Raw genomic sequence first — 24,753 nt, 5'->3', positions numbered from 1 at the left:
ATAAACTCCGCCGCCATGAATAGAACTCTCTACAGCTGTCTGTTTTACCTGGCGCTGCCGTTGGTGGCCTTACGTCTCTGGTTGCGTGCACGCAAGGCGCCGGCCTATGCCCGGCGCGTCGGCGAGCGGTTTTCCTATGGCTTGCCGGTGATGCAACCGGGCGGGATCTGGGTGCATGCGGTGTCGGTGGGCGAGAGCATTGCCGCGGCGCCGATGATCCGCGGTTTGTTGGCGCGTTATCCACAGCTGCCGGTCACCGTCACCTGCATGACGCCCACCGGTTCCGAGCGCATCCAGGCGTTGTTCGCCAACGAGCCGCGCATCCAGCATTGCTACCTGCCTTACGATTTGCCCTGTGCAGCCAAGCGTTTTCTCGATCGTGTACAGCCCAGGCTGGCGGTGATCATGGAGACGGAGTTGTGGCCCAACCATATCCACGCCTGTGCCCGGCGCGGTATTCCGGTGGCTTTGGCCAATGCGCGGCTGTCGGCGCGCTCGGCCAAGGGCTATGCGCGTTTTGCCAGGCTGACGGCGCCGATGTTATCGGAAATGAGCCTGTTCGCGGTACAGACCGAGACCGAGGCCCAGCGCTTCCTGAGCCTGGGCGCACGCGCGGAAACCGTCGAAGTCACCGGTTCGATCAAGTTCGACCTGACCATCGACCCCGAGCTGCCGCTGCGCGCCGCCGCCCTGCGCGAGCAATGGGGCGCCGCCGAGCGCCCGGTGTGGATCGCTGCCAGCACCCACGAAGGCGAAGATGACGTGGTGCTGGCGGCCCACCGGCAACTGCTCGAGAGCTATCCCAACGCGCTGCTGATCCTGGTGCCGCGTCATCAGGAGCGCTTCGGCCCGATGTTCGAGTTGTGTGCGCAACAAGGGTTTGCCACGGTGCGTCGCTCCAGCGGCGAGCCGGTGACCGCGCAAACCTCGGTACTGCTCGGCGATACCATGGGCGAGCTGTTGTTTCTCTATGCCCTGGCCGACAGCGCCTTTGTCGGCGGCAGCCTGGTCGCGACCGGCGGGCACAACCCGCTGGAACCGGCGGCGCTGGCCAAGCCGGTGATCATGGGGCCCCATGTGTTCAACTTCCTCGAAATCAGCGCGATGATGCGCGAAGCGGGGGCGTTGCGAGAGGTGGAGGACGCAGAAGGGCTGGCCGAGGCCGTACGCCAGCTGTTCGAACTGCCGCAGGATGCACGCCGGATGGCACAGGCGGGGCTCAAGGTGATGCAGGCTAACCAGGGGGCGCTTAAGCGCTTGCTGGATGGTTTGGATCGACTGATAGCTCACTGACTTAACACCGTTACCAATATGGGAGGGAACAAGCCCGCTCCCACATTGGTTTCGCGGTGCGCTCAGTAGCCCGGGCGAGCCTTGAGCTGCTCGGCGGCCGCCTTGGCCAGGTCCGGTGGCAGGAAGTCACGATCCGGGTTGTAGTCGGCCTTGAGGTAGCGCGTCAGGTCCTGCAGGTCCCCTGGGTTCAAGGTGCCCGCCGCCTGTTTCAGGCGCAGGTTGTCGAGGATGTAGTCATAGCGGCTGTTGTTGTAGTTGCGCACCGACGCGTAGAGCTGGCGCTGTGAGTCCAGCACATCGACTATATTGCGCGTACCCACCTGGTAACCGATTTCCGTGGCTTCCACGGCGCTCTGGTTGGAGATGATCGACTGGCGGCGCGCCTGGACCTGTTCCACATCGGTGTTCACCGCACGGTGCAGGTTGCGCGTGTTTTCCACCACCTGGCGACGCAGGCCTTCGCGTTGCTGCTCGGTCTGGCCCAGGCGCGAATACGACTCCCGCACCTGCGAGCTGGTCAGGCCGCCGCTGTAGATCGGGATGTTCAGGCGCAGGCCGATGGTGCGCTGCTCCACATCGCCACGGTAGGGCGTGCCAAAGGCATTCGGGTTGCTGAAGCCAAGGGCGTCGTTGTCACCTTTTTCATACTGTGCGACGGCGTCCAGGGTCGGTGCGTGGCCGGCCTTGCGCTGCTTGAGGGTTTCTTCGGCGGCCGTGACGGCGTAGTTGCTGGCCAGCAGGTTCAGGTTCTGGCGACCGGCGGTCTCGACCCAGGCCTTGGCGTCGTTGGGCAGCGGCGGCAACACCGGTAGCGTGTGGACAATGCCCTGGATCGAGTTGTACTGGCGGTTGGTCAGGGTAATCAGCGCTTCAAAGGCATCGTCCACCTGGCGCTGGGCCAGGATCCGGTTGGCCCGTGCAGTGTCATAGCTGGCCTGGGATTGCAGCACATCGGTCTTGTCCGACAGGCCCACGTCGAAGCGCTCGTTGGATTGATCCAGCTGGCGCTTGAAGGCATTTTCCTCGGCCTTGGTCGAGGCCAGGTTGTCCTGGGCGCGCAGCACGGCGAAGTAGCTCTCGGCGCTTTGCAGGATCAGGTTCTGTTCGGTGGCCGAGAGTTGCAGCGCCGCCTGTTCGTTGGTGGCTTCGGCGGCTTGCAGTTGGAACCAGCGATCGGCGCGGAACAGCGGCTGGCTCAGGGTTGCGCGCCAGGAGTGGGCATCGCGGTTGGCGGTGGCGGCGGGTGTGTCGATCTGGGTGCGCACGTTATTGATGTCGGCACCGCCCGACAGGTTCGGCAGCAACCCCGCGCGGGCCTGGGGCACGACTTCTTTCTGCGCGCCGTATTGGGCGCGGGCGGCGGCCAGGTCGGCGTTGTTGTCCACTGCTTCCTGATAGACGCTGACCAGGTCAGTTTTGGCGGACAAGGGCGCTTCAGCTGCCCAGACCATTCCGTTGGTCGCACAAGACACGGCGAGAGCCAGTGAGAGTTTGCGCAGCATGAGGCGATCCCTAGTGTGAATATTACGGCGATAATTTAGCGCCCAAGGCTAAGACGGGCCATTCCTGGCGTCAAGCATAGTGGCGGCAATCGAGTGTAGTGGCGCTGACTCGGCGCAACAATCCCGCAATCACGCCATTCATCACGCTGAATGCACCGCTATTGGCAATTTGCCCACGGCATGGTCTAGACTGGCCAAGTTCTTGTCGGGGTGCCTTGTTGGAAGGCTGAGATCGGTAAATACCGGATCCCGTTGAACCTGATCAGGTTAACGCCTGCGTAGGGAACAAGATTTCTCGTCCCCCGGCGAGTCCTCTTGTGCTTCGTCCGGGATGTTGTTCGACCTTCGAACAACCCTCGTGCACCAAGCACAGCACTGGTTTCAGTGCATCCGTCCGTCACAGGTTCGCTCCGACAAAAAATCCACCGCCTGGATAGTTGGAGAGCCCGTGATGAGCACAGAAATAAAAAGTACAAAACTGAAAAACACCGTGCACTTGAGTGAATCGGCCAAGGTCGACTCCGGCTCTGTGCAGCCGTTTACCCGCTCGCAAAAAATCTACGTGCAGGGCACTCGCCCGGACATTCGCGTACCCATGCGTGAAATCAGCCTGGACGTGACCCCCACCGACTTCGGCGGCGAAATCAATGCGCCCGTGGTGGTCTACGACACCTCCGGCCCGTACACCGACCCGAATGTGATCATCGACGTGCGCAAAGGCCTGGGCGATGTGCGCTCGCCGTGGATCGAAGCGCGTGGCGACACCGAGCGCCTGTCGGGCTTGAGTTCGCACTTTGGCCAACAGCGCCTGAGCGATGCGGAGCTGACTGCGCTGCGTTTCGCCCACGTGAAAAACCCGCGCCGCGCCAAGGCCGGGGCCAACGTCACCCAGATGCACTACGCGCGCAAAGGCATCATCACCGCCGAGATGGAATACGTCGCCATCCGCGAAAACATGAAGCTGGAAGAAGCCCGCGCCAGTGGCCTGCTCGACCAGCAACACGCCGGCCACAGCTTCGGCGCCAGCGTGCCGAAAATCATCACCCCTGAATTCGTGCGTGAAGAAATCGCCCGTGGCCGCGCGATCATCCCGGCCAACATCAACCACACCGAACTGGAACCGATGATCATCGGCCGTAACTTCCTGGTGAAGATCAACGGCAACATCGGCAACAGCGCCTTGGGTTCGTCCATCGAAGAAGAAGTGGCGAAACTCACCTGGGGCATTCGCTGGGGCTCGGACACCGTGATGGACCTGTCCACCGGCAAGCACATCCACGAAACCCGTGAGTGGATCATCCGCAACTCGCCGGTGCCGATCGGTACCGTGCCGATCTACCAGGCCCTGGAAAAAGTCGGCGGCGCGGCCGAAGACCTGACCTGGGAGCTGTTCCGCGACACCCTGATCGAACAGGCCGAGCAGGGCGTCGATTACTTCACCATCCACGCCGGCGTGCTGCTGCGCTACGTGCCGCTGACCGCCAAGCGCGTCACCGGCATCGTGTCCCGTGGCGGTTCGATCATGGCCAAGTGGTGCCTGGCGCACCACAAAGAGAACTTCACCTACACGCATTTCGACGAAATCTGCGAAATCATGAAGGCCTATGATGTCAGCTTCTCCCTCGGCGACGGCCTGCGCCCGGGCTCGATTGCCGACGCCAACGACGCCGCGCAGTTCGGCGAACTGGAAACCCTTGGCGAGCTGACCAAGATCGCCTGGAAGCACGACGTGCAAACCATGATCGAAGGCCCTGGCCACGTGCCGATGCAGTTGATCAAGGAGAACATGGACAAGCAGCTCGAATGCTGCGACGAAGCGCCGTTCTACACCCTTGGCCCACTGACCACCGACATCGCGCCGGGCTATGACCACATTACCTCCGGCATCGGTGCGGCGATGATCGGCTGGTTCGGTTGCGCCATGCTCTGCTACGTCACGCCCAAGGAGCACCTGGGTCTGCCGAACAAGGATGACGTGAAGACCGGGATCATCACCTACAAGATCGCCGCCCATGCGGCGGACTTGGCCAAGGGGCATCCGGGCGCGCAGATCCGCGATAACGCCTTGAGCAAGGCGCGCTTCGAGTTCCGCTGGGAAGACCAGTTCAACCTCGGCCTGGACCCGGACACCGCGCGTTCGTACCACGACGAAACCCTGCCGAAGGACTCGGCCAAGGTCGCGCACTTCTGCTCCATGTGCGGGCCGAAGTTCTGCTCGATGAAAATCACCCAGGAAGTGCGCGAGTACGCGGCCAACCAGCGCATTGACGCGGTGGATGTGGACGTGGCCAAGGGCCTGGCGGAGCAGGCGGAGCGGTTCAAGCAGGAAGGCAGTCAGTTGTACAAGAAGGTCTGACCCAGAGACGGCGGTGCCTGTACCGCCGTTATCGGGGGCAAGCCCCCTCCCACATTTTGAATGGCGAACACATTCAAGTGTGGGGGGGCTTGTCGAGTCGTCGCACCGCCCCGATTGCAATCTTTCAAACAAAAAATGCCCCTCAGAGATAACACCCTTGAGCATTCAACCCAGCACCTACTCCCCCGACATCGCGGTGCCTGCTGACAAACGCGTCTTCGGCGCCCGCGACCTGTTCTCCCTGTGGTTCTCCCTCGGCATCGGCCTGATGGTCCTGCAAACCGGCGCCTTGCTCGCGCCGGGCCTGGGCTTGTCCGGTTCCTTGCTGGCGATTTTCCTCGGCACCCTGGTCGGCGTACTGTTGCTGGCCGCCGTCGGTGTAATCGGCAGCGACACCGGCCTGTCCGCCATGGCCGCGCTCAAGCTCAGCCTCGGGGGCAAAGGCGCGAGCCTGCCGGCGTTGCTGAACCTGCTGCAACTGATCGGCTGGGGCTCGTTCGAGATCATTGTGATGCGCGATGCCGCCAGCCTGTTGGGCGTACGCGCGTTCAGCGACGGAAGCCTGTTGGCCAGTCCGTTGCTGTGGACACTGTTCTTCGGTGGTTTGGCGACCTTGCTGGCGGTCAGCGGGCCATTGACCTTCGTACGGCAGATCCTGCGCAAATGGGGGATCTGGCTGCTGCTGGCGGCCTGCCTGTGGCTGACCTGGAACCTGTTCGCCAAGGCTGACCTCGGCGCACTCCGGGCCCAGGCCGGTGACGGTTCGATGCCCTTTGCGGCGGGCTTTGATATCGCCATCGCCATGCCGCTGTCGTGGTTGCCGCTGATTGCCGATTACTCCCGCTTCGGCAAGCGCGCCAAAAACGTGTTTGGCGGTACGGCGCTGGGCTTCTTTATCGGTAATTTCTGGCTGATGAGCCTGGGCGTGGCCTACACCCTGGCGTTTGCGCCCAGCGGTGAAGTGAATGCGCTGCTGCTGGCGCTGGCCGGGGCCGGCCTGGGGATTCCGCTGCTGCTGATCCTGTTGGACGAGTCGGAAAACGCCTTTGCCGATATTCACTCGGCGGCGGTGTCCAGTGGGATGCTGTTGCGTGTGAAGGTCGAGCACCTTGCCCTGGCCATTGGTGTGATCTGCACCCTGATTGCCTGTTTTGCCCCGTTGGCGCAATACCAGAACTTCCTGTTGCTGATCGGATCTGTGTTTGCGCCGTTGTTCGGCGTGGTGCTGGTGGATCATTTCATCCTGCGCCGTCGTGGTCATCATGGCACGCTCGCCGGCCTGCGTTGGCCGGCTCTGTTGGCCTGGCTGGGTGGCATCGGCACGTATCACCTGTTGGCCAACCTGTACCCGGACATCGGCGCAACCCTGCCGGCGCTGGTGCTGGCAGGGTTGTTGCAGTTCATCCTGGGACGGGCCTTCAGCGGCGCGCGGGCACCAGCTCAGGCTTGAGGATGCCTTCCAGGCGCGAGTAGGGGATCTGCAACTCGACATGGCCCAGGGCGTACGGCGCGATGGTGCTGGTGGGGTACTTGAGGATCACGCCCCCGTAGGTCAGCGCCACGTTCGGGGTTTTCTGGAACGGGTAGGTTTTCACGAACTCCGGTTCCAGGCTCAGGCGGGTGCTGATCAGCCAGCTGTTATGCGCCACCTGGGCGGCTTTCCAGAACGCGTCTTCCTTGCCTGGCAGCAGCATATCGCTCAGCCACAGGGCTTTTTGCTGCTGGCGCGAATAGTTGATGAACGCGCGGCCAGGCTCGCCGTGGGTGGCGCCCTGATCCAGGTAGCTGGACAGCTCGATGATTACCAAACCGTCATGCTGCTCCCGTACCTTGGCCTGCAAGTACATGCTGTTGCGTGGGGCGGCGGTGCCGAGGAATTGCTCGCGATAGGACTCCAGGCTCGACGGCAGCGGGTCGCCCGCGTTGGTGCGGGTCATTTCCAGCAGGCGTTGTTCGATCAGGGCATCCAGCTTGGGTTCCTTGGCAAAGTGCACGGTGTCGATATTCACCAGCGGGCAATCGCTGGCGGCGCAGCCCGGCTTGCTCTGCTCGCTGGCGTCGCGGGTGGCTTCCAGCGGTGTGCGATAGCTGGGTTGGAACAGGCTTTGGCAGGCGCCGAGGGTCAGGGCGATGCAGGCCACGGAGGCGATTTTTAAAAGCGACATGGATGTCCTTCGTCTATCGATAAGAGCGAAATTGTGCAGCTTCGACTACCAGCAAGGCAGTCAGTTCGCCACTAAGCTGATTGAGCGTGAGTTTGACCTCCTCCGTCTGGCCCGGCAACCGCAAAGGGGCTGCACCAAGGGGCACGAGCGCGTTAGGATGGCGCGAATTGCACCGGACATGATGAGGAAGGGTATGACAGACATTGCGAAATCGACGCCGAGCACGATCGAGATTGTTCAGCGCGACAATGCCTACAAGGGCTTCTACCAGCTCGATCGCGTGCAATTGCGCCACGAAAAATTCGCTGGCGGCATGAGCCGAGTGATCAATCGCGAAGTCTTCGTCCGTCACGACGCCGTGTGTGTTCTGCCCTACGATCCGCAGCGTGATGAAGTGGTGCTCAACGAGCAGTTTCGCGTGGGTGCCATGGGCCGTACCGACAATCCATGGTTGATCGAGATGGTCGCCGGCCTGATCGACAGGGATGAGCAGCCGGAGGAGGTTGCACACCGCGAGGCCGAGGAGGAAGCTGGGCTGACGTTCTCCGCACTGTGGCCGATCACCAAGTATTTCCCGTCGCCCGGTGGCAGTACCGAATTTGTCCACTTGTACCTGGGTCGCTGCGACAGCTCGGGGGCCGGTGGTGTCCATGGACTGGAAGAAGAGGCAGAAGACATCCGCGTCACGGTCTGGGCTTTTGAAGACGCCCTGCAAGCCGTGCGCGACGGCAGGATTTCCAACGCAGCCAGCATTATCGCCCTGCAATGGCTTGCGCTTAATCGCGCGGAAGTGAGGGGGTTATGGCAGTAAAGGCACGGGAACGTTATCGAGTCGACCTGATCGGGCTGCAAGCCGCCTGCGAGGCCAACTATGCGCGGCTGATGCGCCTGTTGCCCGACATGCGCCACACCCCGGAGGCGCGCCGCATCGGCGTGACCCATGGCGACCAGATGCTGGGCGTGCTGGCCCTGGAAGTCATCGTCAATTGCCCGTACACCACCACCCTGCGGGTGCGCCAGGAACACAGCCTGCCGTGGCTGCCGGTGCCGCAGCTGGAAGTGCAGGTGTACCACGATGCGCGGATGGCCGAAGTGATCAGCGCCGAACATGCGCGGCGCTTTCGCAGCATCTATCCTTACCCGAATGTGTTCATGCACCAGCCCGATGAGAAAGCACAGCTCAATGTGTTCCTTGGTGAGTGGTTGAGCCATTGCCTGGCCCTGGGCCACGAGTTCGAAGTCGTGCGGTAGATGTGAACTGCGTCTGCTTCCTGGGTTTCCTCTTTGTATCCTGCCCCAGCATAATCGCCCTACCTCCATTTTCCTGTGATTGCCCTGGGAGAGCGCCTTGCCGAGCGTATCCACCGTGAACCCCGATGCGCCGGCGTTGCTGGTGCAATTGTCCGACAGCCACCTGTTTGCCGAAGCCGACGGCACGCTGCTGGGCATGAACACCCGCGAGAGCCTGCAGCGGGTGGTTGAGTTGGTGCGCCGGCAGCAGCCGCACATCGACCTGATGCTGGCCACTGGGGATCTGTCCCAGGACGGCACGCTGGAGTCATACCAGCAGTTTCGCGCTCTGACCGCGGCCATCGGCGCTCCCATGCGCTGGATTCCCGGCAACCACGACGAGCCGCAGATCATGGCCCACGCCGCGGTACACAGCGACTTGCTCGAACCGGTGGTGGATGTCGGCAACTGGCGCGTTACCCTGCTGGACTCCGCCGTTCCCGGTTCCGTGCCCGGCTACCTGCAGGACCAGCAACTGCAACTGTTGGCCCAAGCGCTCAGCGAGGCGCCGAGCCGGCACCATCTGGTGTGCTTCCATCATCACCCTGTGCCCATCGGCTGTGCCTGGATGGAACCGATCGGCCTGCGCAACCCCGAAGCCCTGTTTGCCGTGCTCGACCGTTTTCCCCAGGTCAAGGCCGTGCTCTGGGGCCATGTGCACCAGGAGATCGACCGCGAGCGCAAAGGCGTGCGCCTGCTGGCTTCGCCGTCCACCTGCATTCAGTTCGCGCCGGGCAGCGAGGATTTCAGCGTCAGCGAGCAAGCGCCGGGTTATCGCTGGCTGCGCCTGCATGCCGACGGACGGCTGGAAACCGGGGTGGAACGCCTGGTCGGCTTCGCGTTTACGGTGGATTACGGTAGCAACGGCTACTGAGATTTACCTGTAAACTGCGCCTCTTTGGCTGAAGCACGGAGAGCCCGGCATGTCCGCTTCGATCCTGTATATCCACGGTTTCAACAGCGCGCCCGCGTCCAACAAGGCCTGCCAACTGGTGACCGTGATGGATGCCCTCGGCTTGGCCGACCAACTGCGTGTGCCGGCCCTGCATCACCATCCACGTCAGGCAATTCCTCAATTGGAGGAAGCCATTGCCCAGCTGGGGCGGCCGCTGCTGGTCGGCAGCTCGCTCGGCGGCTACTATGCAACCCATCTTGCCGAGCGCCATGGCCTCAAGGCACTGCTGGTCAACCCGGCGGTCAGCCCCCATCGGATGTTCGACGGTTACCTGGGTACCCAGAAGAACCTCTACACCGATGAAACCTGGGAACTGACCCACGACCATGTCACGGCGCTGGCCGAGCTGGAAGTACCGGCGCCCCAGGACGCCGCGCGTTACCAGGTGTGGTTGCAGACCGGCGATGAAACACTGGATTATCGCCTCGCCCAAGGGTATTACCGTGCCTGTGCCTTGCGCATCCAGGCCGGTGGCGACCATGGTTACCAGGGGTTCGCCCGGCAATTGCCGGCGCTGTTGAGTTTTGCCGGCATTGGCGCAGATCAGTATCAATCCTTCGACTTTGCAGCACTGTAAAGCCGCAGGTCACTTTTTAATCGAACGACTCACGACGAGACCCCATGGCCACTCCCAGCGCTAGCTCTTATAACGCCGACGCCATCGAAGTCCTCTCGGGCCTCGACCCGGTGCGCAAACGCCCCGGCATGTACACCGACACCAGTCGGCCGAACCACCTTGCCCAGGAAGTCATCGACAACAGCGTCGACGAAGCCTTGGCCGGGCACGCCAAGTCGGTGCACGTCATTCTTCACGCCGACCACTCCCTGGAAGTGTCCGACGATGGTCGCGGCATGCCGGTGGACATTCACCCGGAAGAGGGCGTGTCGGGCGTCGAGCTGATCCTCACCAAGCTGCACGCCGGCGGTAAGTTCTCCAACAAGAACTACCAGTTCTCCGGTGGCTTGCACGGTGTGGGTATTTCCGTGGTCAACGCCCTGTCCACGCTGGTGCGGGTCAAGGTCAAGCGCGACGGCAACGAGTACGAGATGACCTTCGCCGATGGCTACAAAGCCACCGACCTGCAGGTCATCGGTACCGTCGGCAAGCGCAATACCGGCACCAGCGTGTACTTCGCGCCGGACCCTAAGTACTTCGACTCGCCGAAATTCTCCATCAGCCGCCTCAAGCACGTGCTCAAGGCCAAGGCCGTATTGTGCCCGGGCCTGCTGGTGACCTTTGAAGACAAAGGCACTGGCGAGAAAGTCGAGTGGCACTACGAAGACGGCCTGCGTTCCTACCTGGAAGACTCCGTCAGTGATTTCGAACGCCTGCCCAACGAGCCGTTCTGCGGCAGCCTGGCCGGCAACAAGGAAGCCGTCGACTGGGCGCTGCTGTGGCTGCCCGAAGGCGGCGACAGCGTGCAGGAAAGCTATGTCAACCTGATCCCCACCGCCCAGGGCGGCACCCACGTCAACGGTTTGCGCCAGGGCCTGCTGGATGCCATGCGCGAATTCTGTGAATACCGCAGCCTGCTGCCCCGTGGTGTGAAGCTGGCGCCGGAAGACGTGTGGGAGCGCATTGCGTTCGTGCTGTCGATGAAAATGCAGGAACCGCAGTTCTCCGGCCAGACCAAGGAGCGCCTGTCGTCCCGCGAAGCGGCGGCGTTTGTCTCCGGTGTGGTCAAGGATGCTTTCAGCCTGTGGCTCAACGAGCACCCGGAACTGGGCCTGGCCCTGGCGGAACTGGCGATCAACAACGCCGGCCGTCGCCTCAAGGCCAGCAAGAAGGTCGAGCGCAAGCGCATTACCCAGGGCCCGGCATTGCCGGGCAAGCTGGCCGATTGCGCCGGGCAGGACCCGATGCGCTCCGAGCTGTTCCTGGTCGAAGGTGACTCCGCCGGTGGTTCCGCCAAGCAAGCGCGGGACAAGGAGTTCCAGGCGATCCTGCCGTTGCGCGGCAAGATCCTCAATACCTGGGAAGTCGATGGCAGCGAAGTCCTTGCCAGCCAGGAAGTGCACAACATCGCCGTGGCCATCGGCGTCGACCCGGGCGCAGCCGACATGAGCCAGCTGCGCTACGGCAAGATCTGCATCCTCGCCGACGCCGACTCCGACGGCCTGCACATCGCGACCCTGCTGTGCGCGTTGTTCGTGCAGCACTTCCGTCCGTTGGTGGATGCCGGTCACGTCTACGTCGCCATGCCGCCGCTGTACCGGATCGACCTGGGCAAGGAGATTTTCTACGCCCTGGACGAAGCCGAGCGCGATGGCATTCTCGACCGCCTGGTGGCCGAGAAGAAGCGTGGCAAGCCGCAGGTCACCCGATTCAAGGGCCTGGGTGAAATGAACCCGCCGCAACTGCGTGAGACCACCATGGACCCCAACACCCGGCGCCTGGTGCAGTTGACCCTGGAAGACTTCGCCGCCACCTCGGAAATGATGGACATGCTGCTGGCGAAGAAACGCGCGCCGGACCGCAAGTCCTGGCTGGAATCCAAAGGCAACCTCGCCGAGGTCCTGGGCTGATGCGCACAGGTTTCGCCCTGGCGATCCTGATGTTGAGCGGGCTGGTGGCCACTTCGGTAGTTGCCGCGCCCGTGGCTGAGCTCAAGCTGGTGTCCGAACACCCGGTGGACGGCATGCGCGGCGGGAACCTGTCGGGCCTGGCGCTGTGTGGCAAGGCGCTGTGGACGGTTTCCGATCGTGATGACGACCAGATCTACCGTCTCGATACCCGTGCGCCGACCTGGCAAGCCGAAGCGGTAAGCATCGATGTGCCGCCGGTGCCGGAATCCGGGTTGCCCTGGGGGCTGCGTTCGCGCACTAAGGCTGCGTCGTTCATTCGCGGTGGCGACCTGGATTTCGAAGGCATCACCTGCGATGCCGCCGGCAATCGCTACATTGTCAGCGAAGCCCATGCGGCGGTGCTGCAGGTGCCGGTGAACGGTGCGCCTGAATGGTTGAAGATCGCCCCGGGCATGGTGCGTGAAGCCCGGGCCAGTGGCATGTTGCTGCACTTCAATGCGTTGTTCGAAGGCCTGGCAATCAACCCCGAGGGCAATCAGCTCTGGCTGGCTGCGGAGCGTGAGCGGCGCGGCCTCATCTCCATCAAGCGCCCGCAAAGCCTTTGGGATTGCGACGGCCCTTGCGTGTTGCTGAGCGAGGCCGGCCAGGAGATGCAGCCGGCCAAGTTCGTCGGTGCCAAGGCGGTGTCCAAGGATTTCGCCGATCTGTCACTGTTCAACGGCAAGCTGTTTACCCTGGAGCGCAATGCGTTCCAGATCTGCCGGCGCGATACGGTCACGGCCAAGGTCGAGCTGTGCTGGTCGTTCGCCGACGAAACCCTGACGCCCGAGCGGCGTTACGCCCAGCCCTATGGCCTGGCCGAAGCCCTGGTGGTGGACGCAGACGGTGCCTGGCTGGGCATCGACAATAATTTCGGCCCCCGCGCCGATGGGGAAAAACGCCCCATGGTCTATCGTTTTGCCGCCCCCGCCGGCGGCTGGAGCGCCCAGCCATGAGCGGCTACTTTTTTGAATCGATCCGGCGCGGCGGCATTTCCGCTGCGCCTTACCAAACAATGATGAGGCCCGCATGAGTGACATCCTCGCAGACAGCTTAGATGGCGTAGAACGCCGGTCGCTGGCTGACTTCACCGAAAATGCCTACCTCAACTACTCCATGTACGTGATCATGGACCGTGCCTTGCCGCATATCGGCGACGGCCTCAAGCCCGTACAGCGGCGCATCATCTACGCCATGAGTGAGTTGGGCCTGGACGCCGACTCCAAGCACAAGAAGTCGGCGCGTACCGTCGGTGACGTGCTCGGTAAGTTCCACCCCCATGGCGATTCGGCGTGCTACGAAGCCATGGTGCTGATGGCCCAGCCGTTCAGCTACCGCTACACCCTCGTCGACGGCCAGGGTAACTGGGGTGCGCCGGATGATCCCAAGTCCTTCGCGGCCATGCGTTACACCGAGGCGCGCCTGTCGCGCTATTCGGAGGTGTTGCTCAGCGAACTGGGCCAGGGTACCGCGAACTGGGGGCCGAACTTTGACGGTACTCTCGACGAGCCCCTGGTGTTGCCCGCACGTTTGCCGAATATCCTGCTCAATGGCACCACCGGTATCGCGGTCGGCATGGCCACCGACGTACCGCCGCACAACCTGCGCGAAGTCGCCACCGCCTGCGTGCGCTTGCTGGATGAGCCAAAGGCCACGGTCGAGCAGCTGTGCGAGCATATCCAGGGCCCGGATTACCCGACCGAAGCGGAAATCATCACGCCGCGCGCCGACCTGCTGAAGATGTACGAAACCGGCAAGGGCTCGGTGCGCATGCGTGCCGTGTATCACATCGAAGACGGCGACATTATCGTCACCGCCCTGCCGCACCAGGTATCCGGGGCCAAGGTGCTGGAGCAGATTGCTGCGCTGATGCAGGCCAAACCGTCGAAACTGCCCCAGGTCGCTGACCTGCGTGACGAGTCCGACCACGAAAACCCCTGCCGCATCGTGATCATCCCGACCAACAGCCGGGTCGACCACGAAGTGCTGATGCAGCATCTGTTTGCCAGCACGGACCTGGAGTCCAGCTACCGGGTCAACGTCAACATCATCGGCCTGGACGGCAAGCCGCAGTTGAAGAACCTGCGCAACCTGCTGGTCGAGTGGCTGGAGTTCCGGATACAAACCGTACGCCGCCGCCTGCAGTTCCGCCTCGACAAGGTCGAACGCCGCCTGCACCTGTTGGACGGCTTGCTGATTGCCTACCTCAACCTGGATGAAGTGATCCACATCATCCGTACCGCCGAGCACCCGAAAGCCGAGCTGATCGCGCGTTTCGAGCTGAGCGAGATCCAGGCTGACTACATCCTCGACACCCGCTTGCGTCAGTTGGCACGCCTGGAAGAGATGAAGCTGCGCGACGAACAGGACGCGCTGCTCAAGGAGCAAGCCAAGCTGCAAGCCCTGCTGGGCAGCGAAGCCAAGCTGAAGAAGCTGGTGCGCAGCGAGTTGATCAAGGACGCCGAAACCTATGGCGACGACCGCCGTTCGCCAATCGTGCAGCGTGCCGAAGCCAAGGCGCTGACAGAGACCGAACTGCTGCCGAACGAGAAAATTACCGTCGTTCTGTCGGAAAAGGGTTGGGTTCGTTCAGCCAAAGGGCATGATATTGACGCCACTGGTCTGTCGTACAAGGCCGGTGATGGCTTCAAGACCGCTGCGGCTGGGCGTTCCAACCAGTTTGCGGTGTTTATTGACTCCACCGGGCGCAGTTATTCGGTGCCGGCCCATACCTTGCCATCGGCGCGGGGGCAGGGCGAGCCGTTGACCGGTCGCCTGACGCCGCCACCTGGGGCGAATTTTGAATGTGTGCTGCTGCCGGATGACGATTCTCTGTATGTGATCGCTTCCGACGCGGGCTACGGGTTCGTGGTCAAGGGTGAAGACCTGCAGGCCAAGAACAAGGCGGGCAAGGCATTGTTGAGCCTGCCGAACAACGCCAAGGTCATCCTGCCGCGTCCGGTGGAAGACCGCGAAGGCAACTGGCTGGCGTCGGTGACCACCGAAGGGCGCTTGCTGGTGTTCAAGATCAGCGATCTGCCGCAGTTGGGCAAAGGCAAGGGCAACAAGATTATTGGTATTCCCGGCGAGCGGGTGGCCAGTCGCGAAGAGTACGTGACCGACATCGCGGTGATCCCGGAAGGTTCCACCCTGGTGCTCCAGGCCGGCAAGCGCACGTTGTCATTGCGCCCCGACGACCTCGAACACTACAAGGGCGAGCGTGGTCGTCGCGGTAATAAACTGCCCCGCGGCTTCCAGCGTGTGGATGCTTTGCTGGTGGAGACGCCGGTTTAAGGCGTATTAGAGCCCTCGATCTACGATTTAAAGCGTAGATCGACGCTTTGGCGCTGGAGTCATGGCGCATATTCACGGATGATATGGCCTTTCCAGCGCCGGCGTGGCCGAGCGTGTTTAGGTTATTTTTAGTATTACATTGTGGTTCGCCTTGTGGCAGCCACCTGGATGGGATGATGACTGCTCCACGCGTTCCTCTATTTTTGATGCTCGCTGGCCTTTTGGGGTTGGCGGGTTGCAGCACACACCAGCCTGTGTCGCTGTACCAGCTGGACAGCGGAAGTCCAGCTCAGCCAGCCCAGACCGCTGGCATGGCCGTTTTGCTCGGGCCGGTGGTCGTCGCCGACTACCTGCAACGCGAAACCCTGCTGCAACGTCAGAACGATGGAAGCCTGCAAGGTTCCACCGATGGTCGTTGGGCAGGCAGTTTATCGTCTGACATCAACCAGTTGATGTTGCGTCAGGTGGCCGGTCAGTTGGACAGCCAGCGTGTGGTCCTGGCGCCCGCGCCAACCGGCTTCAGCCCGGATGTGCAGGTGTTGCTGACCATTACCCGGCTCGACTCCGGTAAATCACAACCGGCGATCCTCGATGCGCAATGGCGCTTGATCGACCGTCGCGGCCAGGTGCGTGATAACCGCATCGTGCACCTGCAGGAAGAGCATGCCGGCACTACCGCGTCCCAGGTTCAGGCCCAGGGCGTGCTGCTGCAGCAATTGGCGCAGCAGTTGTCGGTGGCCCTCAAGCCCCTGGCCAACCAGCCCCCCATCGCCGAGGCGCCCCGTAAGTCGGCCCCGGTACAGGCCAAGCCGGCAGAGCCGCAAAAGCCGAAGATGCCGATGGCTACGCCGATCCGTACGGATATGGAAGTGTTCAGGTTCTGATCTGAATGCCACACAAACAAAAGGCCCGCTGATCCAGCGGGCCTTTTGTTTGTGTGCGATTTACTTGAGGTTTGTGGAGATCCAAATATGGGAGGGGGCAAGCCCTAATGTCTCCTGTAGGAGCGAGCAAGCTCGCTCCTACAGGAGACATTAGTCCGGCGGTGTGCTTCAGGGCTTGGAGCGGGTCTCATGCATCCGTGCCAACTGCCGCTCCAGCATCGATGGATACGGTTCCATCAACCGTTCCACGCAGCTTGCCCCCTCGGGGCTGGCAATCGGGCGGATACGCGCGCGTTGGCGGATCAGCGTGTCTTCACTGATCTTGCGCTCCACCAGCAGCAGGTTGCGGCTGTGCTGGGACAAGGCCAGTGCGTCCTGGGCGTTTTCAGTCAGCAGCAGGTCGATCTGGCTCATGCCGAACAGGTCGTCGCCCACGGTGAGGCCCAGTTGCAGTTGCAGGGTGATGCCGCTGTCGGCGACTTCGATCTGCAATTCATGGCCCAGGGCGCGCAGCAACTCACCACAGCAAATCGCATTGGTCAGGTAGTCTTCGCCGCTGTCTTCGCTGTGGAACAGCATCAGCGTGCTGCCGTCGTTCAGGGTGTGCAGTTCGCTCTGGTACAGCGAGGCGGCCTGGTCGAGGCAGTCGCGGTAGCGCTCCAGCAGTTCGGTCAGGCGTGCGCGGGGCAGGCGACGCAATTGGTCCTGGGCACCCAGTTGCACGGCGAGCACAGCGCTGTACTGCGGCTCGCTGCTGCGTACCGGCGCTGCCTTGGGGGCGATTGCGGGGCTGTCGGCTGACGTATCGCGCAGGTCGGCGAAGGGGTCTTCATCGTCCAGCTCGTCTTCTTCGGCCCTGAAGGCATGGCGCGGTGCCGGCTTGAGGCCCGCCACCGGCGGACGCTCGTCGAAGCCCGCGTCACGCAGGTTGCGCACTTCGAACTCGGGCTCTTCGGCGTAATCGGTGTCGTCGTATTCAGGCTCTGGCTCGACCTCGGGCACCACCGGTTCCGGGGCGAAGCTGGCGTGCAGCTGGCGGGCAAGGTCGCCGATTTCATCCTGGCGGTCGGTTGCCGGGGTGTGCTCGTCGATGTCCCGCAGCCAGATGCGCAGTTGCATGAGCGGCGTGGAGATATGCCGCCCCAGGCGCAGGCTCAGGGCCAGGGCCAATGCCAGCAGGATGGCGCTGAGGATGCCCATGCTTTGCAGGCTGATGGTCATCGGCTGCTGGAACTGCTGCATGTCGAGGCTGATACGCAGTTGGCCGGCCTTCACATCCTGAAACGTGATATTGCTCTGGTACAGGCCTTCGGCTTCGCCCAACAGGCCGTTTTTCGGGCGCTGCCCGGCTTCGGCCATGATGCGGTTGTCCACGCTGTAGATGGCAGCATGGGCCACCAGCGGGTTCTTGGTCAGGTTGTTGAGCAGCACGTTGAGGCTGAGGATGTCGTTGGACACCAGCAGCTCAGTCGCCGAAGTGGCGGTCTGCGTGGTCAGGCTCTCGCCCAGGGCGTCGGCCTGCTCGTGCATGGCCTGCTTGAATTGCAAACCCATCACGCAGGCGTAGATCACCAGGGCCAATGCGACCAGGATCACGTTATGGCTGGCGATGCGTAATGCGATCGGTACACGGCGGTGGCGCAGTGCCCGGAAGATCAGCAGGAAGAAGTTGTCGGTTTTTACTGGCGTGGGCCGGTTCACTTGAGCTCGGCTCTTGGTCCGTGAAGTTGACGCGCAGTATAGCGACAGGCCCAAGACCGGCAAAGCGCTGGCTGTGCCCGATGGTCACTGAAAGTGGGTAGAATGCGGTTTTTTTCCAGCCTGGGGGTGCGCCTTGCGCGAAATTGTCCTGATTAACATCACTGGTGAAGACCGCCCAGGTCTTACCGCAGCCATTACCGGCGTTCTGGCCCAGGGTGGTGTGAACATTCTCGACATCGGCCAGGCGGTGATCCACGACACGCTGTCGTTCGGCATCCTGGTGGAAATCCCCAGCACCGAGCAGGCCTCATCGGTGCTCAAGGACATCCTGTTTACGGCGTATAAGCTCGATCAGCAGGTGCGTTTCACCCCGGTGTCCGAAGCGGATTACCAGCAGTGGGTGGCCGGCCAGGGCAAGAAGCGCCATATCGTGACGCTGCTGACCCGCAAGGTCACCGCCGAACAGCTGCAGCGCGTCAGCTCCATTACCGCGCAGTATGGTTTGAACATCGACCATATCGACCGTCTGTCGGGGCGCATGCCATTGGACACCCCGGCCGACAAGGGCAAGGGCTGCATTGAGTTCTCCGTGCGCGGTGAGCCGGCCGACCCGCAAGCCCTGCGCGCCGAATTCCTCAGCGTGGCCCAGGAGCTGAATGTCGATATCGCCTTCCAGGAAGATTCTCTGTTCCGCCGCAACCGCCGCCTGGCGGTGTTCGACATGGACTCCACGCTGATCGAAGCCGAAGTTATCGACGAGTTGGCCAAGGCGGCCGGCGTGGGTGAGCAGGTGTCCGAAATCACAGAGCGCGCCATGGCCGGGGAATTGGATTTCCGCGCCAGCTTCAAGGAGCGCCTGGCCTTGCTCAAGGGCCTGGACGTGAGCGTGCTGGACTCCATCGGCGCGTCGCTGCGCCTGACCGAAGGCGCCGAAACCCTGTTTGCCGAACTCAAGCGCCTGGGCTACAAGACAGCAATCCTGTCGGGTGGCTTCACCTACTTCGCCAAGCAATTGCAGGCCAAGCTGGGCATCGACTATGTGTTCGCCAACGAATTGGAAGTGGTGGATGGCAAGGTGACCGGCGTCGCGGTCGAGCCGATTGTCGATGCGCAGCGCAAGGCGGACCTGCTGAAGGAATTGGCCCACAAGGAAGGTTTGCGTCTGGAGCAGACCATTGCGGTCGGTGACGGCGCCAACGACCTGCCGATGCTGGCCATTGCCGGTTTGGGTGTGGCATTCCGTGCCAAGCCATTGGTCAAGCAATCGGCCAAGCAGGCGATTTCTACCCTGGGGTTGGATGGCGTGCTGTATCTGCTGGGTTTTCGCGACCGCGACGGTCAGTTGTAACTGACTAAATGTGGGAGGGGGGCAAGCCCTCTCCCACATTGGGTTCGGCGTCAGGCTTTAGGTAATGCGATGCCTTGGCCCATCTGCACCGGCGAACCTGCCACCAGTTCTTCAGCCCACTTCACCTGATCCGGCCCGAACAGCACGATCGCAGTGGAGCCCAACTTGAAGCGACCCAATTCCGCACCCTTCTCCAGGTGAATCGGCGCGCGGGCAGCTTCGTCATAGCGGAAGGTTTTCAGCTCGCGCTTCGGCGGAGTCACCAGGTCGGCCCATACGGTTTCAATCGACGCGACAATCATCGCTCCCACCAATACCACGGCCATCGGGCCGCGTTCGGTGTCGAACAGGCAGACAACGCGCTCGTTACGCGCAAACAACTCCGGCACGTTTTCGGCGGTGGTCTGGTTCACCGAGAAAATCCGCCCAGGTACGTAGACCATTTCACGCAGGGTACCGGCCAGAGGCATATGCACCCGGTGGTAGTCCTTCGGCGACAGGTAGATGGTGGCGAAATCACCGCCCATGAACGGCGCGGCGACCGCTGCATCGCCGCCCAGCAGTTCCAGTACGCTGAAGCTGTGGCCTTTGGCCTGGAACACGCGACCGTGTTCGATGGGGCCAAGCTGGCTGACCGCGCCATCGGCTGGGCTCAGCACTGCGCCAGGGGTCTGGTCGAGTGGGCGGGCGCCGTCTTTCAGGGCGCGGGTGAAGAAGGCGTTGAAGTGCTCGTAAGCGGTCACGTCTTCTACCAGGGCCTGGGACATATCCACTTGATAGCGCTTGGCGAACCACGTGGTGAAGGCATTCTTGAACCAGCGCACGCGGCACTCGGCGATGCAGCCGGCCAACCGCGACAGCAGGTGGTGCGGCAGCAGGTACTGGCTGAGGATAAACAACTGCTTTTTCATTGACTGTCCTTAAACCTTAAATCTCGACGGGGGTGTCGGGGTGGTTGCCCCATTCGCCCCAGGAACCGGCATAACCTTTGACTCGCGGATAACCGAGCGCCTTGGCCACCAGGTAGGTGAAGCCAGAGCGATGATGAGTCTGGCAGTGGGTGATGATTTCTTTGTCTTTGGTCAGCCCGAGGTCTTCGAGGATCTGCGGCATGTCGCGGCGAATGCGCAGGTTGCGCGCCTTGTCCATGCCGGCGGTCCACTCGAAATTCACCGCGCCGGGGATGTGGCCGCCTTTGGCCGCGAGGACTTTCTCGCCGGAGTATTCCAGCGGGCCACGCGCATCCCAGATGCCCAGGTCGGCAGCGCCGAGACGGCTTTGCAGGTATTCGCGGGTGGCAGTGGGGCCATCGTGCAGCGTAAGGCTGACCGGGCCGCCGGCCGGGGCGGGCACGTCGGTGGAGAGCGGGTGCTTGCCCTCCAGCCACGCCAGCAGGCCGCCATCCAGGTAGTGGTATTTCTGGTGGCCGATCACATCGAGCATCCAGATGAAACGCCCGGCCCAGCCACCGCCTTCGTCGTCATAGACCACGTAGGTGGCGTCGGGCGTGTGGCCCAGTTCGCCGAACAGTTTCTCAAGCTCGGCCTTGCCGGGCAGCAGGCCGGGCGCCGGCGCCTGGCCCAGTTGGGTGCGCTTGGGGTCAACGAAGTGCGCGCCGGGGATGTGCCCTTCGGCGTAGCGGGCGGCACTGGTGAGGTCCACCAGAATCAGGTGTTCGGCATCCAGTTGAGCGAGCAGGTCACTGGATTCGATCACTAGCGGCAAGCCAGAGAAGTCAGGCATGTGAGGTCTCCTGGGCACGAATGTTGGCGATTAAAGGACGGCGATTGTAGCGCAAGCATCAAGCGCTGCGGTTGGTAAAGCTGTGCAGGGCTTTCTCGATGCATTGGGCGGTTTTACCGAAGGCCTGCACGGTGGTTTCCGAGAACGGCCCGCCGCCCTGGTCGGCGACCATCACCATCACCACGCGACCGTTGCAGCTCATGGACCGCAACAACAGGTGCTCGCCGGTGAACAGGCGGCGCAGGATCGGCGGCAGCAGTGCCGAGAACTGGGCGTGGTTTTCCGGTGTGAGGCGCACCTGGGCGGACTTTTCCAGCAGGCGCTGCAGCAGCGTACTGTTGACCACGTCCAGGCTCAGGTTGGCGGCGTCCTTCGGCAGGCCGTCGGCCTGATGCACGCGCAAGGTGCTCAGGGCACGATCGGCCATGAACAGCAGGACGCGCTGCATGCCGCTGGCCACCAGGGCTTCCTTGGCGCACGTGGTCAAATGCATGGCGTTGGCAAAGCGGCTCGGCTCTACCAGCAGTTCGGTACAACGCTTGCGCCAGACGGCCAGGGCTTCGGCGGTGGGCGGTGGTGCAGGCAGCAGGCCGCGATGAATCTTGTGCACATGCCACGGCCAGATCAGCGACAGCGCCGGGTGCCAGAGGTCGGGCATCAAGGTGCTGCGAGCGCTGGTGACGGCTTGCTGGTGCACCTGTTGCTGCACCTCGCCCAGGGGCTGTTGCAGGTACAACGCGGTGAGGTACTGCCAGCGCTGGGTGTGCGGGCAGGTCCAGGACTCCTGGGCCGACATCGCCAGGCCGTTGGCCAGCAGCACGGTATTGGCCGGCTGATTCAACCAGCGGCGCAGGTTTGGGTCGGCGTCGAGCAGTTGCTGGTGACGAAGAGGGTCGTCTTCGCGGGCGATGTGCAGGGCCTTGACCAGTAAGCGCTGCTCGGTCCGCAACAGGGTATAACCCTGGGATACCCAGATCGGCAGGTGCCAGGTCTCGGTCAGGCCGAGGCACAGGTCCAGCAGGCGCACGCCGAACAATGCCTGTTCGACCTTGCGTGCCGACTCGCCCTTGTGGATGACCCGCAGTTCCCATTCTTCCAGGAGCTTGGGGTAGGCAACGGCCATCGGCCACAGCGGTGAAAGAAACAGCAGGCTGCCCCAGTGAATGTCCTGCCACAGCCGCGCCAGGCGACTGCCGAACAATCCATTGGCTTGTTGCGAGGCGTGCTGGCTGACCAGCAACAGCTGGCGCAGCGCTACGGGAATTTCATGGGCCGGCACCGACGGCAGGCGTGCCAGCAGTTCCTCGGCGCGTTTGAGGCCCAGGCGGTTAAGCGCCACTTCGAGGTTTTCCGCCGGCGCCGTCAGGCTGCCATGGGTGTGGCTGTTGGCCTCGCGCATGACACTGAGTACGAGGGCCGGGCTGTCTTGCATCAGCTCGGCAATATCCCGCAACGAACTGCGGCTATCGCGGATGGCTTTGCACACGCGGTCATGGCTGGCCTGTGGAACAGGCAGCAGCACTTCGTCCAGGCGCTTGATCCAAGCGGCTAGAGAAGCAGGTTTTGCAGTTGGGACTGTCGTTTCATTAGCCATGATTGGGGCGCGATCATCACTTGCGGTCAACACACCCGGAGCGGGCCGAACTGGCTTTTCGCCTTAACGGGCTATAGTCTGGCGCAGTTTTGCCGATAAGTAGAACAAGAGTTTTCCAGTTCCCCCAAATATGTCCATGAACCCGACGGCGCAAGTACTCATCTCCTATGGCTAAAATTATCGGCATTATCGTCGTCTTCGCGAGCGTGCTCGGCGGCTACGTCCTGTCCCACGGTAAAATTGCGGCACTGATCCAGCCTTTCGAGGTGATGATTATCGGTGGTGCGGCACTGGGTGCCTTCCTGCAGGCGAACCCCGGCTACATGACCATGCACGTGATCAAGAAGTCGCTGAGCATGTTCGGTTCGCGTTTCACCCACACGTTCTACCTGGAAGTGTTGGGCCTGGTTTACGAGATCCTCAACAAGAGCCGCCGCGAAGGCATGATGGCCATCGAGGCCGACATCGAAGACGCCGCGGCCAGCCCGATTTTCGCCAAGTACCCGGCCGTGCTTAAAGATGAGCGCATGACCGCCTATATCTGCGACTACCTGCGCATCATGTCCTCCGGCAACATGGCTCCCCATGAGCTTGAAGGCCTGTTCGACATGGAATTGTTCAGCCTCAAGGAAGAATTGGAGCATCCTTCCCATGCCGTGACCGGTGTAGCCGACGGCATGCCCGGCTTCGGTATCGTCGCGGCGGTACTGGGTATCGTGGTAACCATGGCTTCCCTGGGGGAAGGTGACCAGGCGGCTATCGGCATGCACGTAGGTGCGGCGTTGGTGGGGACCTTCTTCGGTATTCTCGCGGCCTACGGCTTCTTCGGCCCGCTGGCGACCTCCCTGGCCCACGACGCCAAGGAAGAAATCAACCTGTACGAATCGATCAAGGCCAGCCTGGTGGCGTCCGCTTCCGGCATGCCGCCTTCGTTGGCGGTGGAGTTCGGTCGCAAGGTGCTGTACCCGAAGCATCGCCCAAGCTTCGCCGAGCTGGAACAAGCGGTTCGCGGTCGCTAAGCCATGGAAAACAACCAGCCGATAATCATCAAGCGCGTCAAGCGCTTCGCTGCGGGGCACCACGGCGGCGCCTGGAAAATCGCTTTCGCCGACTTTGCCACGGCGATGATGGCGTTCTTCCTGGTGCTGTGGCTGATGTCCACCGCCACGCCCGAACAGAAGATCGCCATTGCCGGCTACTTCAAAGACCCGATTGGCTTCTCGGAAAGCGGCACGCCCTTCGTGATCGACCTGGGCGGTTCGCCGCAGTTGGCGCCTGAGCGCACCATCAACCCGGAAGTCAAGACCGAGGCACCGCAGGAAAAAATCCCGATCGAGCGCGATACCGTCGAAGCCATGGCCGAGCAGGTCGAGCAGGAACGTCTTGAGCTGTTGCTGCAAGAGTTGCAGAACAAGGTCGAGGAAAACCCGCAACTGCTGAAGTTCAAGGATCAGATTTCGTTCGAGATCACCCCGGATGGCTTGCGTATCCAGATCACCGACGCCGCCAACCGGCCGATGTTCGACTCTGGCAGCGCGCGTTTGAAACCGTACTTTGAAGACATCCTGCTGGCCATGGCCGACACCATCAAGGCGGTGCCGAACAAGATCAGCATCAGCGGCCACACCGATGCCAAGCCTTACGCGGGCCAGGGTGACTTCGGCAACTGGGAGCTTTCCGCCAACCGTGCCAACGCTGCGCGTCGTGCGCTGGTGGCTGGCAGCTATCCGGACCCGCAAGTGGCGCGGGTGGTGGGGTTTGCGTCCTCGCAACTGTTTGATGCGAAGGATCCGTTCAACCCGATCAACCGCCGCATCGATATCGTGGTGCTGACCAAAAAGGCCCAGCGTGCGATTGAAGGTGACCAGCATGTACCACCATCGGTCCCAACCTCAGGGGCGGGCGCGCCAGGTGAGGCCCCGGCCGACCCGAACACCATTCCGCACGGCCAGGAGCCATTGCCGGCCCATGAGCTGCGGCAGAAGCTGAACCTGTTTGATGATGGCGGGGTGAAAGATCCTACGGTGCCGGGGACGGGTTCCTAAGCCATATACAACAAGGCC

The 24,753-nt window shown here is 62.4% G+C and carries 20 protein-coding genes and 1 riboswitch; of the genes, 14 read left to right on the top strand and 6 right to left on the bottom strand.

Annotation, left to right across the window (positions count from 1 at the left end; translation table 11 throughout):
* The first annotated feature begins 15 nt into the window (after nucleotides 1-15).
* Nucleotides 16-1,293, top strand: a complete 1,278-nt coding sequence (gene waaA / locus BLQ09_RS28250; protein WP_027604925.1) for a lipid IV(A) 3-deoxy-D-manno-octulosonic acid transferase — start codon at nucleotides 16-18, stop codon at nucleotides 1,291-1,293.
* 62 nt (nucleotides 1,294-1,355) lie between these two features.
* Here waaA and BLQ09_RS28245 read toward each other — a convergent pair whose 3' ends face one another.
* Nucleotides 1,356-2,795 carry a TolC family outer membrane protein gene (locus BLQ09_RS28245; protein ID WP_027604924.1) on the bottom strand — a complete coding sequence of 480 codons (1,440 nt, stop codon included), beginning with the start codon at nucleotides 2,793-2,795 and terminating at the stop codon, nucleotides 1,356-1,358.
* Between the two features lie 196 nt (nucleotides 2,796-2,991).
* Nucleotides 2,992-3,097, top strand: a riboswitch (TPP riboswitch).
* A gap of 149 nt (nucleotides 3,098-3,246) precedes the next feature.
* Between BLQ09_RS28245 and thiC the strand changes: the two genes are divergently transcribed.
* On the top strand, nucleotides 3,247-5,151 hold the full coding sequence (gene thiC / locus BLQ09_RS28240; protein WP_027604923.1) for a phosphomethylpyrimidine synthase ThiC: 1,905 nt from the start codon (nucleotides 3,247-3,249) through the stop codon (nucleotides 5,149-5,151).
* Between the two features lie 157 nt (nucleotides 5,152-5,308).
* Nucleotides 5,309-6,601, top strand: coding sequence for a putative hydroxymethylpyrimidine transporter CytX (cytX, locus tag BLQ09_RS28235; protein WP_092359384.1), 1,293 nt, complete (start codon nucleotides 5,309-5,311; stop codon nucleotides 6,599-6,601).
* On the opposite strand, the gene BLQ09_RS28230 is transcribed toward cytX, so the two are convergent.
* A complete protein-coding gene (locus BLQ09_RS28230; protein WP_027604921.1) occupies nucleotides 6,570-7,316 on the bottom strand; it encodes an RsiV family protein in 747 nt (248 codons plus the stop codon). The genes cytX and BLQ09_RS28230 overlap by 32 nt on opposite strands.
* Nucleotides 7,317-7,509: 193 nt before the next feature.
* Between BLQ09_RS28230 and BLQ09_RS28225 the strand changes: the two genes are divergently transcribed.
* From BLQ09_RS28225 to BLQ09_RS28190, 8 genes are all read left to right on the top strand, one after another.
* Nucleotides 7,510-8,127, top strand: coding sequence for an NUDIX domain-containing protein (locus tag BLQ09_RS28225; protein WP_027604920.1), 618 nt, complete (start codon nucleotides 7,510-7,512; stop codon nucleotides 8,125-8,127).
* Nucleotides 8,118-8,567, top strand: a complete 450-nt coding sequence (locus tag BLQ09_RS28220) for a DUF1249 domain-containing protein (RefSeq protein ID WP_017526444.1) — start codon at nucleotides 8,118-8,120, stop codon at nucleotides 8,565-8,567. Before BLQ09_RS28225 ends, BLQ09_RS28220 begins: the two co-directional genes overlap by 10 nt.
* 97 nt (nucleotides 8,568-8,664) lie before the next feature.
* Nucleotides 8,665-9,480: a 3',5'-cyclic-AMP phosphodiesterase gene (gene cpdA, locus BLQ09_RS28215; protein ID WP_092359382.1), complete on the top strand. Its 816-nt coding sequence runs from the start codon at nucleotides 8,665-8,667 to the stop codon at nucleotides 9,478-9,480.
* 49 nt (nucleotides 9,481-9,529) lie between these two features.
* Nucleotides 9,530-10,138, top strand: a complete 609-nt coding sequence (locus tag BLQ09_RS28210; protein ID WP_092359380.1) for a YqiA/YcfP family alpha/beta fold hydrolase — start codon at nucleotides 9,530-9,532, stop codon at nucleotides 10,136-10,138.
* Nucleotides 10,139-10,182: 44 nt separating this feature from the next.
* Nucleotides 10,183-12,087 (top strand): DNA topoisomerase IV subunit B, encoded by a 1,905-nt coding sequence (gene parE / locus BLQ09_RS28205; RefSeq protein ID WP_027604917.1) that lies wholly within the window; start codon nucleotides 10,183-10,185, stop codon nucleotides 12,085-12,087.
* Nucleotides 12,087-13,082, top strand: a complete 996-nt coding sequence (locus tag BLQ09_RS28200) for an esterase-like activity of phytase family protein (RefSeq protein WP_092359378.1) — start codon at nucleotides 12,087-12,089, stop codon at nucleotides 13,080-13,082. The genes parE and BLQ09_RS28200 overlap by 1 nt, the downstream gene beginning before the upstream one ends.
* Before the next feature lie 73 nt (nucleotides 13,083-13,155).
* Nucleotides 13,156-15,420 carry a DNA topoisomerase IV subunit A gene (parC, locus tag BLQ09_RS28195; protein WP_027604915.1) on the top strand — a complete coding sequence of 755 codons (2,265 nt, stop codon included), beginning with the start codon at nucleotides 13,156-13,158 and terminating at the stop codon, nucleotides 15,418-15,420.
* A 173-nt stretch (nucleotides 15,421-15,593) separates the two neighbouring features.
* Nucleotides 15,594-16,304 carry a PqiC family protein gene (locus BLQ09_RS28190; protein WP_027604914.1) on the top strand — a complete coding sequence of 237 codons (711 nt, stop codon included), beginning with the start codon at nucleotides 15,594-15,596 and terminating at the stop codon, nucleotides 16,302-16,304.
* A gap of 168 nt (nucleotides 16,305-16,472) precedes the next feature.
* On the opposite strand, the gene BLQ09_RS28185 is transcribed toward BLQ09_RS28190, so the two are convergent.
* Nucleotides 16,473-18,005: an AhpA/YtjB family protein gene (locus BLQ09_RS28185; RefSeq protein ID WP_092359375.1), complete on the bottom strand. Its 1,533-nt coding sequence runs from the start codon at nucleotides 18,003-18,005 to the stop codon at nucleotides 16,473-16,475.
* A gap of 133 nt (nucleotides 18,006-18,138) precedes the next feature.
* Between BLQ09_RS28185 and serB the strand changes: the two genes are divergently transcribed.
* Nucleotides 18,139-19,353: a phosphoserine phosphatase SerB gene (serB, locus tag BLQ09_RS28180; protein WP_027604912.1), complete on the top strand. Its 1,215-nt coding sequence runs from the start codon at nucleotides 18,139-18,141 to the stop codon at nucleotides 19,351-19,353.
* Between the two features lie 50 nt (nucleotides 19,354-19,403).
* On the opposite strand, the gene asd is transcribed toward serB, so the two are convergent.
* Genes asd through BLQ09_RS28165 form a run of 3 tightly spaced genes read right to left on the bottom strand, consistent with a single transcriptional unit; the run spans nucleotide 19,404 to nucleotide 22,690 of the window.
* Entirely contained in the window at nucleotides 19,404-20,264 is an 861-nt protein-coding gene (asd, locus tag BLQ09_RS28175; protein WP_092359373.1) for an archaetidylserine decarboxylase, read from the bottom strand.
* A 16-nt stretch (nucleotides 20,265-20,280) separates the two neighbouring features.
* Nucleotides 20,281-21,096: a rhodanese-like domain-containing protein gene (locus BLQ09_RS28170; protein WP_027604911.1), complete on the bottom strand. Its 816-nt coding sequence runs from the start codon at nucleotides 21,094-21,096 to the stop codon at nucleotides 20,281-20,283.
* A 58-nt stretch (nucleotides 21,097-21,154) separates the two neighbouring features.
* Nucleotides 21,155-22,690, bottom strand: coding sequence for an HDOD domain-containing protein (locus BLQ09_RS28165; RefSeq protein ID WP_027604910.1), 1,536 nt, complete (start codon nucleotides 22,688-22,690; stop codon nucleotides 21,155-21,157).
* Nucleotides 22,691-22,857: 167 nt separating this feature from the next.
* On the opposite strand from BLQ09_RS28165, the gene motA reads away from it, so the two are divergent.
* Together motA and motB are read left to right on the top strand one after the other, a co-directional pair.
* Nucleotides 22,858-23,709, top strand: a complete 852-nt coding sequence (motA, locus tag BLQ09_RS28160; RefSeq protein ID WP_003171338.1) for a flagellar motor stator protein MotA — start codon at nucleotides 22,858-22,860, stop codon at nucleotides 23,707-23,709.
* Between the two features lie 3 nt (nucleotides 23,710-23,712).
* On the top strand, nucleotides 23,713-24,735 hold the full coding sequence (motB, locus tag BLQ09_RS28155) for a flagellar motor protein MotB (RefSeq protein ID WP_027604909.1): 1,023 nt from the start codon (nucleotides 23,713-23,715) through the stop codon (nucleotides 24,733-24,735).
* Nucleotides 24,736-24,753: the final 18 nt, after the last annotated feature.

It is taken from the genome of Pseudomonas sp. NFACC25 (genome assembly GCF_900100935.1).
GTDB lineage: Bacteria > Pseudomonadota > Gammaproteobacteria > Pseudomonadales > Pseudomonadaceae > Aquipseudomonas > Aquipseudomonas marginalis.
The sequence above is the reverse complement of the archived record's forward strand: the minus strand, read 5'-3'. Positions and strand labels throughout refer to the sequence as shown.

Coding starts and splice junctions, on each gene's coding strand:
- waaA (WP_027604925.1), top strand. CDS start 16: ATGAATAGAACTCTCTACAGCTGTCTGTTTTACCTGGCGCTGCCGTTG.
- BLQ09_RS28245 (WP_027604924.1), bottom strand. CDS start 2,795: ATGCTGCGCAAACTCTCACTGGCTCTCGCCGTGTCTTGTGCGACCAAC.
- thiC (WP_027604923.1), top strand. CDS start 3,247: ATGAGCACAGAAATAAAAAGTACAAAACTGAAAAACACCGTGCACTTG.
- BLQ09_RS28230 (WP_027604921.1), bottom strand. CDS start 7,316: ATGTCGCTTTTAAAAATCGCCTCCGTGGCCTGCATCGCCCTGACCCTC.
- BLQ09_RS28225 (WP_027604920.1), top strand. CDS start 7,510: ATGACAGACATTGCGAAATCGACGCCGAGCACGATCGAGATTGTTCAG.
- BLQ09_RS28220 (WP_017526444.1), top strand. CDS start 8,118: ATGGCAGTAAAGGCACGGGAACGTTATCGAGTCGACCTGATCGGGCTG.
- BLQ09_RS28210 (WP_092359380.1), top strand. CDS start 9,530: ATGTCCGCTTCGATCCTGTATATCCACGGTTTCAACAGCGCGCCCGCG.
- parE (WP_027604917.1), top strand. CDS start 10,183: ATGGCCACTCCCAGCGCTAGCTCTTATAACGCCGACGCCATCGAAGTC.
- BLQ09_RS28200 (WP_092359378.1), top strand. CDS start 12,087: ATGCGCACAGGTTTCGCCCTGGCGATCCTGATGTTGAGCGGGCTGGTG.
- parC (WP_027604915.1), top strand. CDS start 13,156: ATGAGTGACATCCTCGCAGACAGCTTAGATGGCGTAGAACGCCGGTCG.
- BLQ09_RS28190 (WP_027604914.1), top strand. CDS start 15,594: ATGATGACTGCTCCACGCGTTCCTCTATTTTTGATGCTCGCTGGCCTT.
- asd (WP_092359373.1), bottom strand. CDS start 20,264: ATGAAAAAGCAGTTGTTTATCCTCAGCCAGTACCTGCTGCCGCACCAC.
- BLQ09_RS28170 (WP_027604911.1), bottom strand. CDS start 21,096: ATGCCTGACTTCTCTGGCTTGCCGCTAGTGATCGAATCCAGTGACCTG.
- BLQ09_RS28165 (WP_027604910.1), bottom strand. CDS start 22,690: ATGGCTAATGAAACGACAGTCCCAACTGCAAAACCTGCTTCTCTAGCC.
- motA (WP_003171338.1), top strand. CDS start 22,858: ATGGCTAAAATTATCGGCATTATCGTCGTCTTCGCGAGCGTGCTCGGC.
- motB (WP_027604909.1), top strand. CDS start 23,713: ATGGAAAACAACCAGCCGATAATCATCAAGCGCGTCAAGCGCTTCGCT.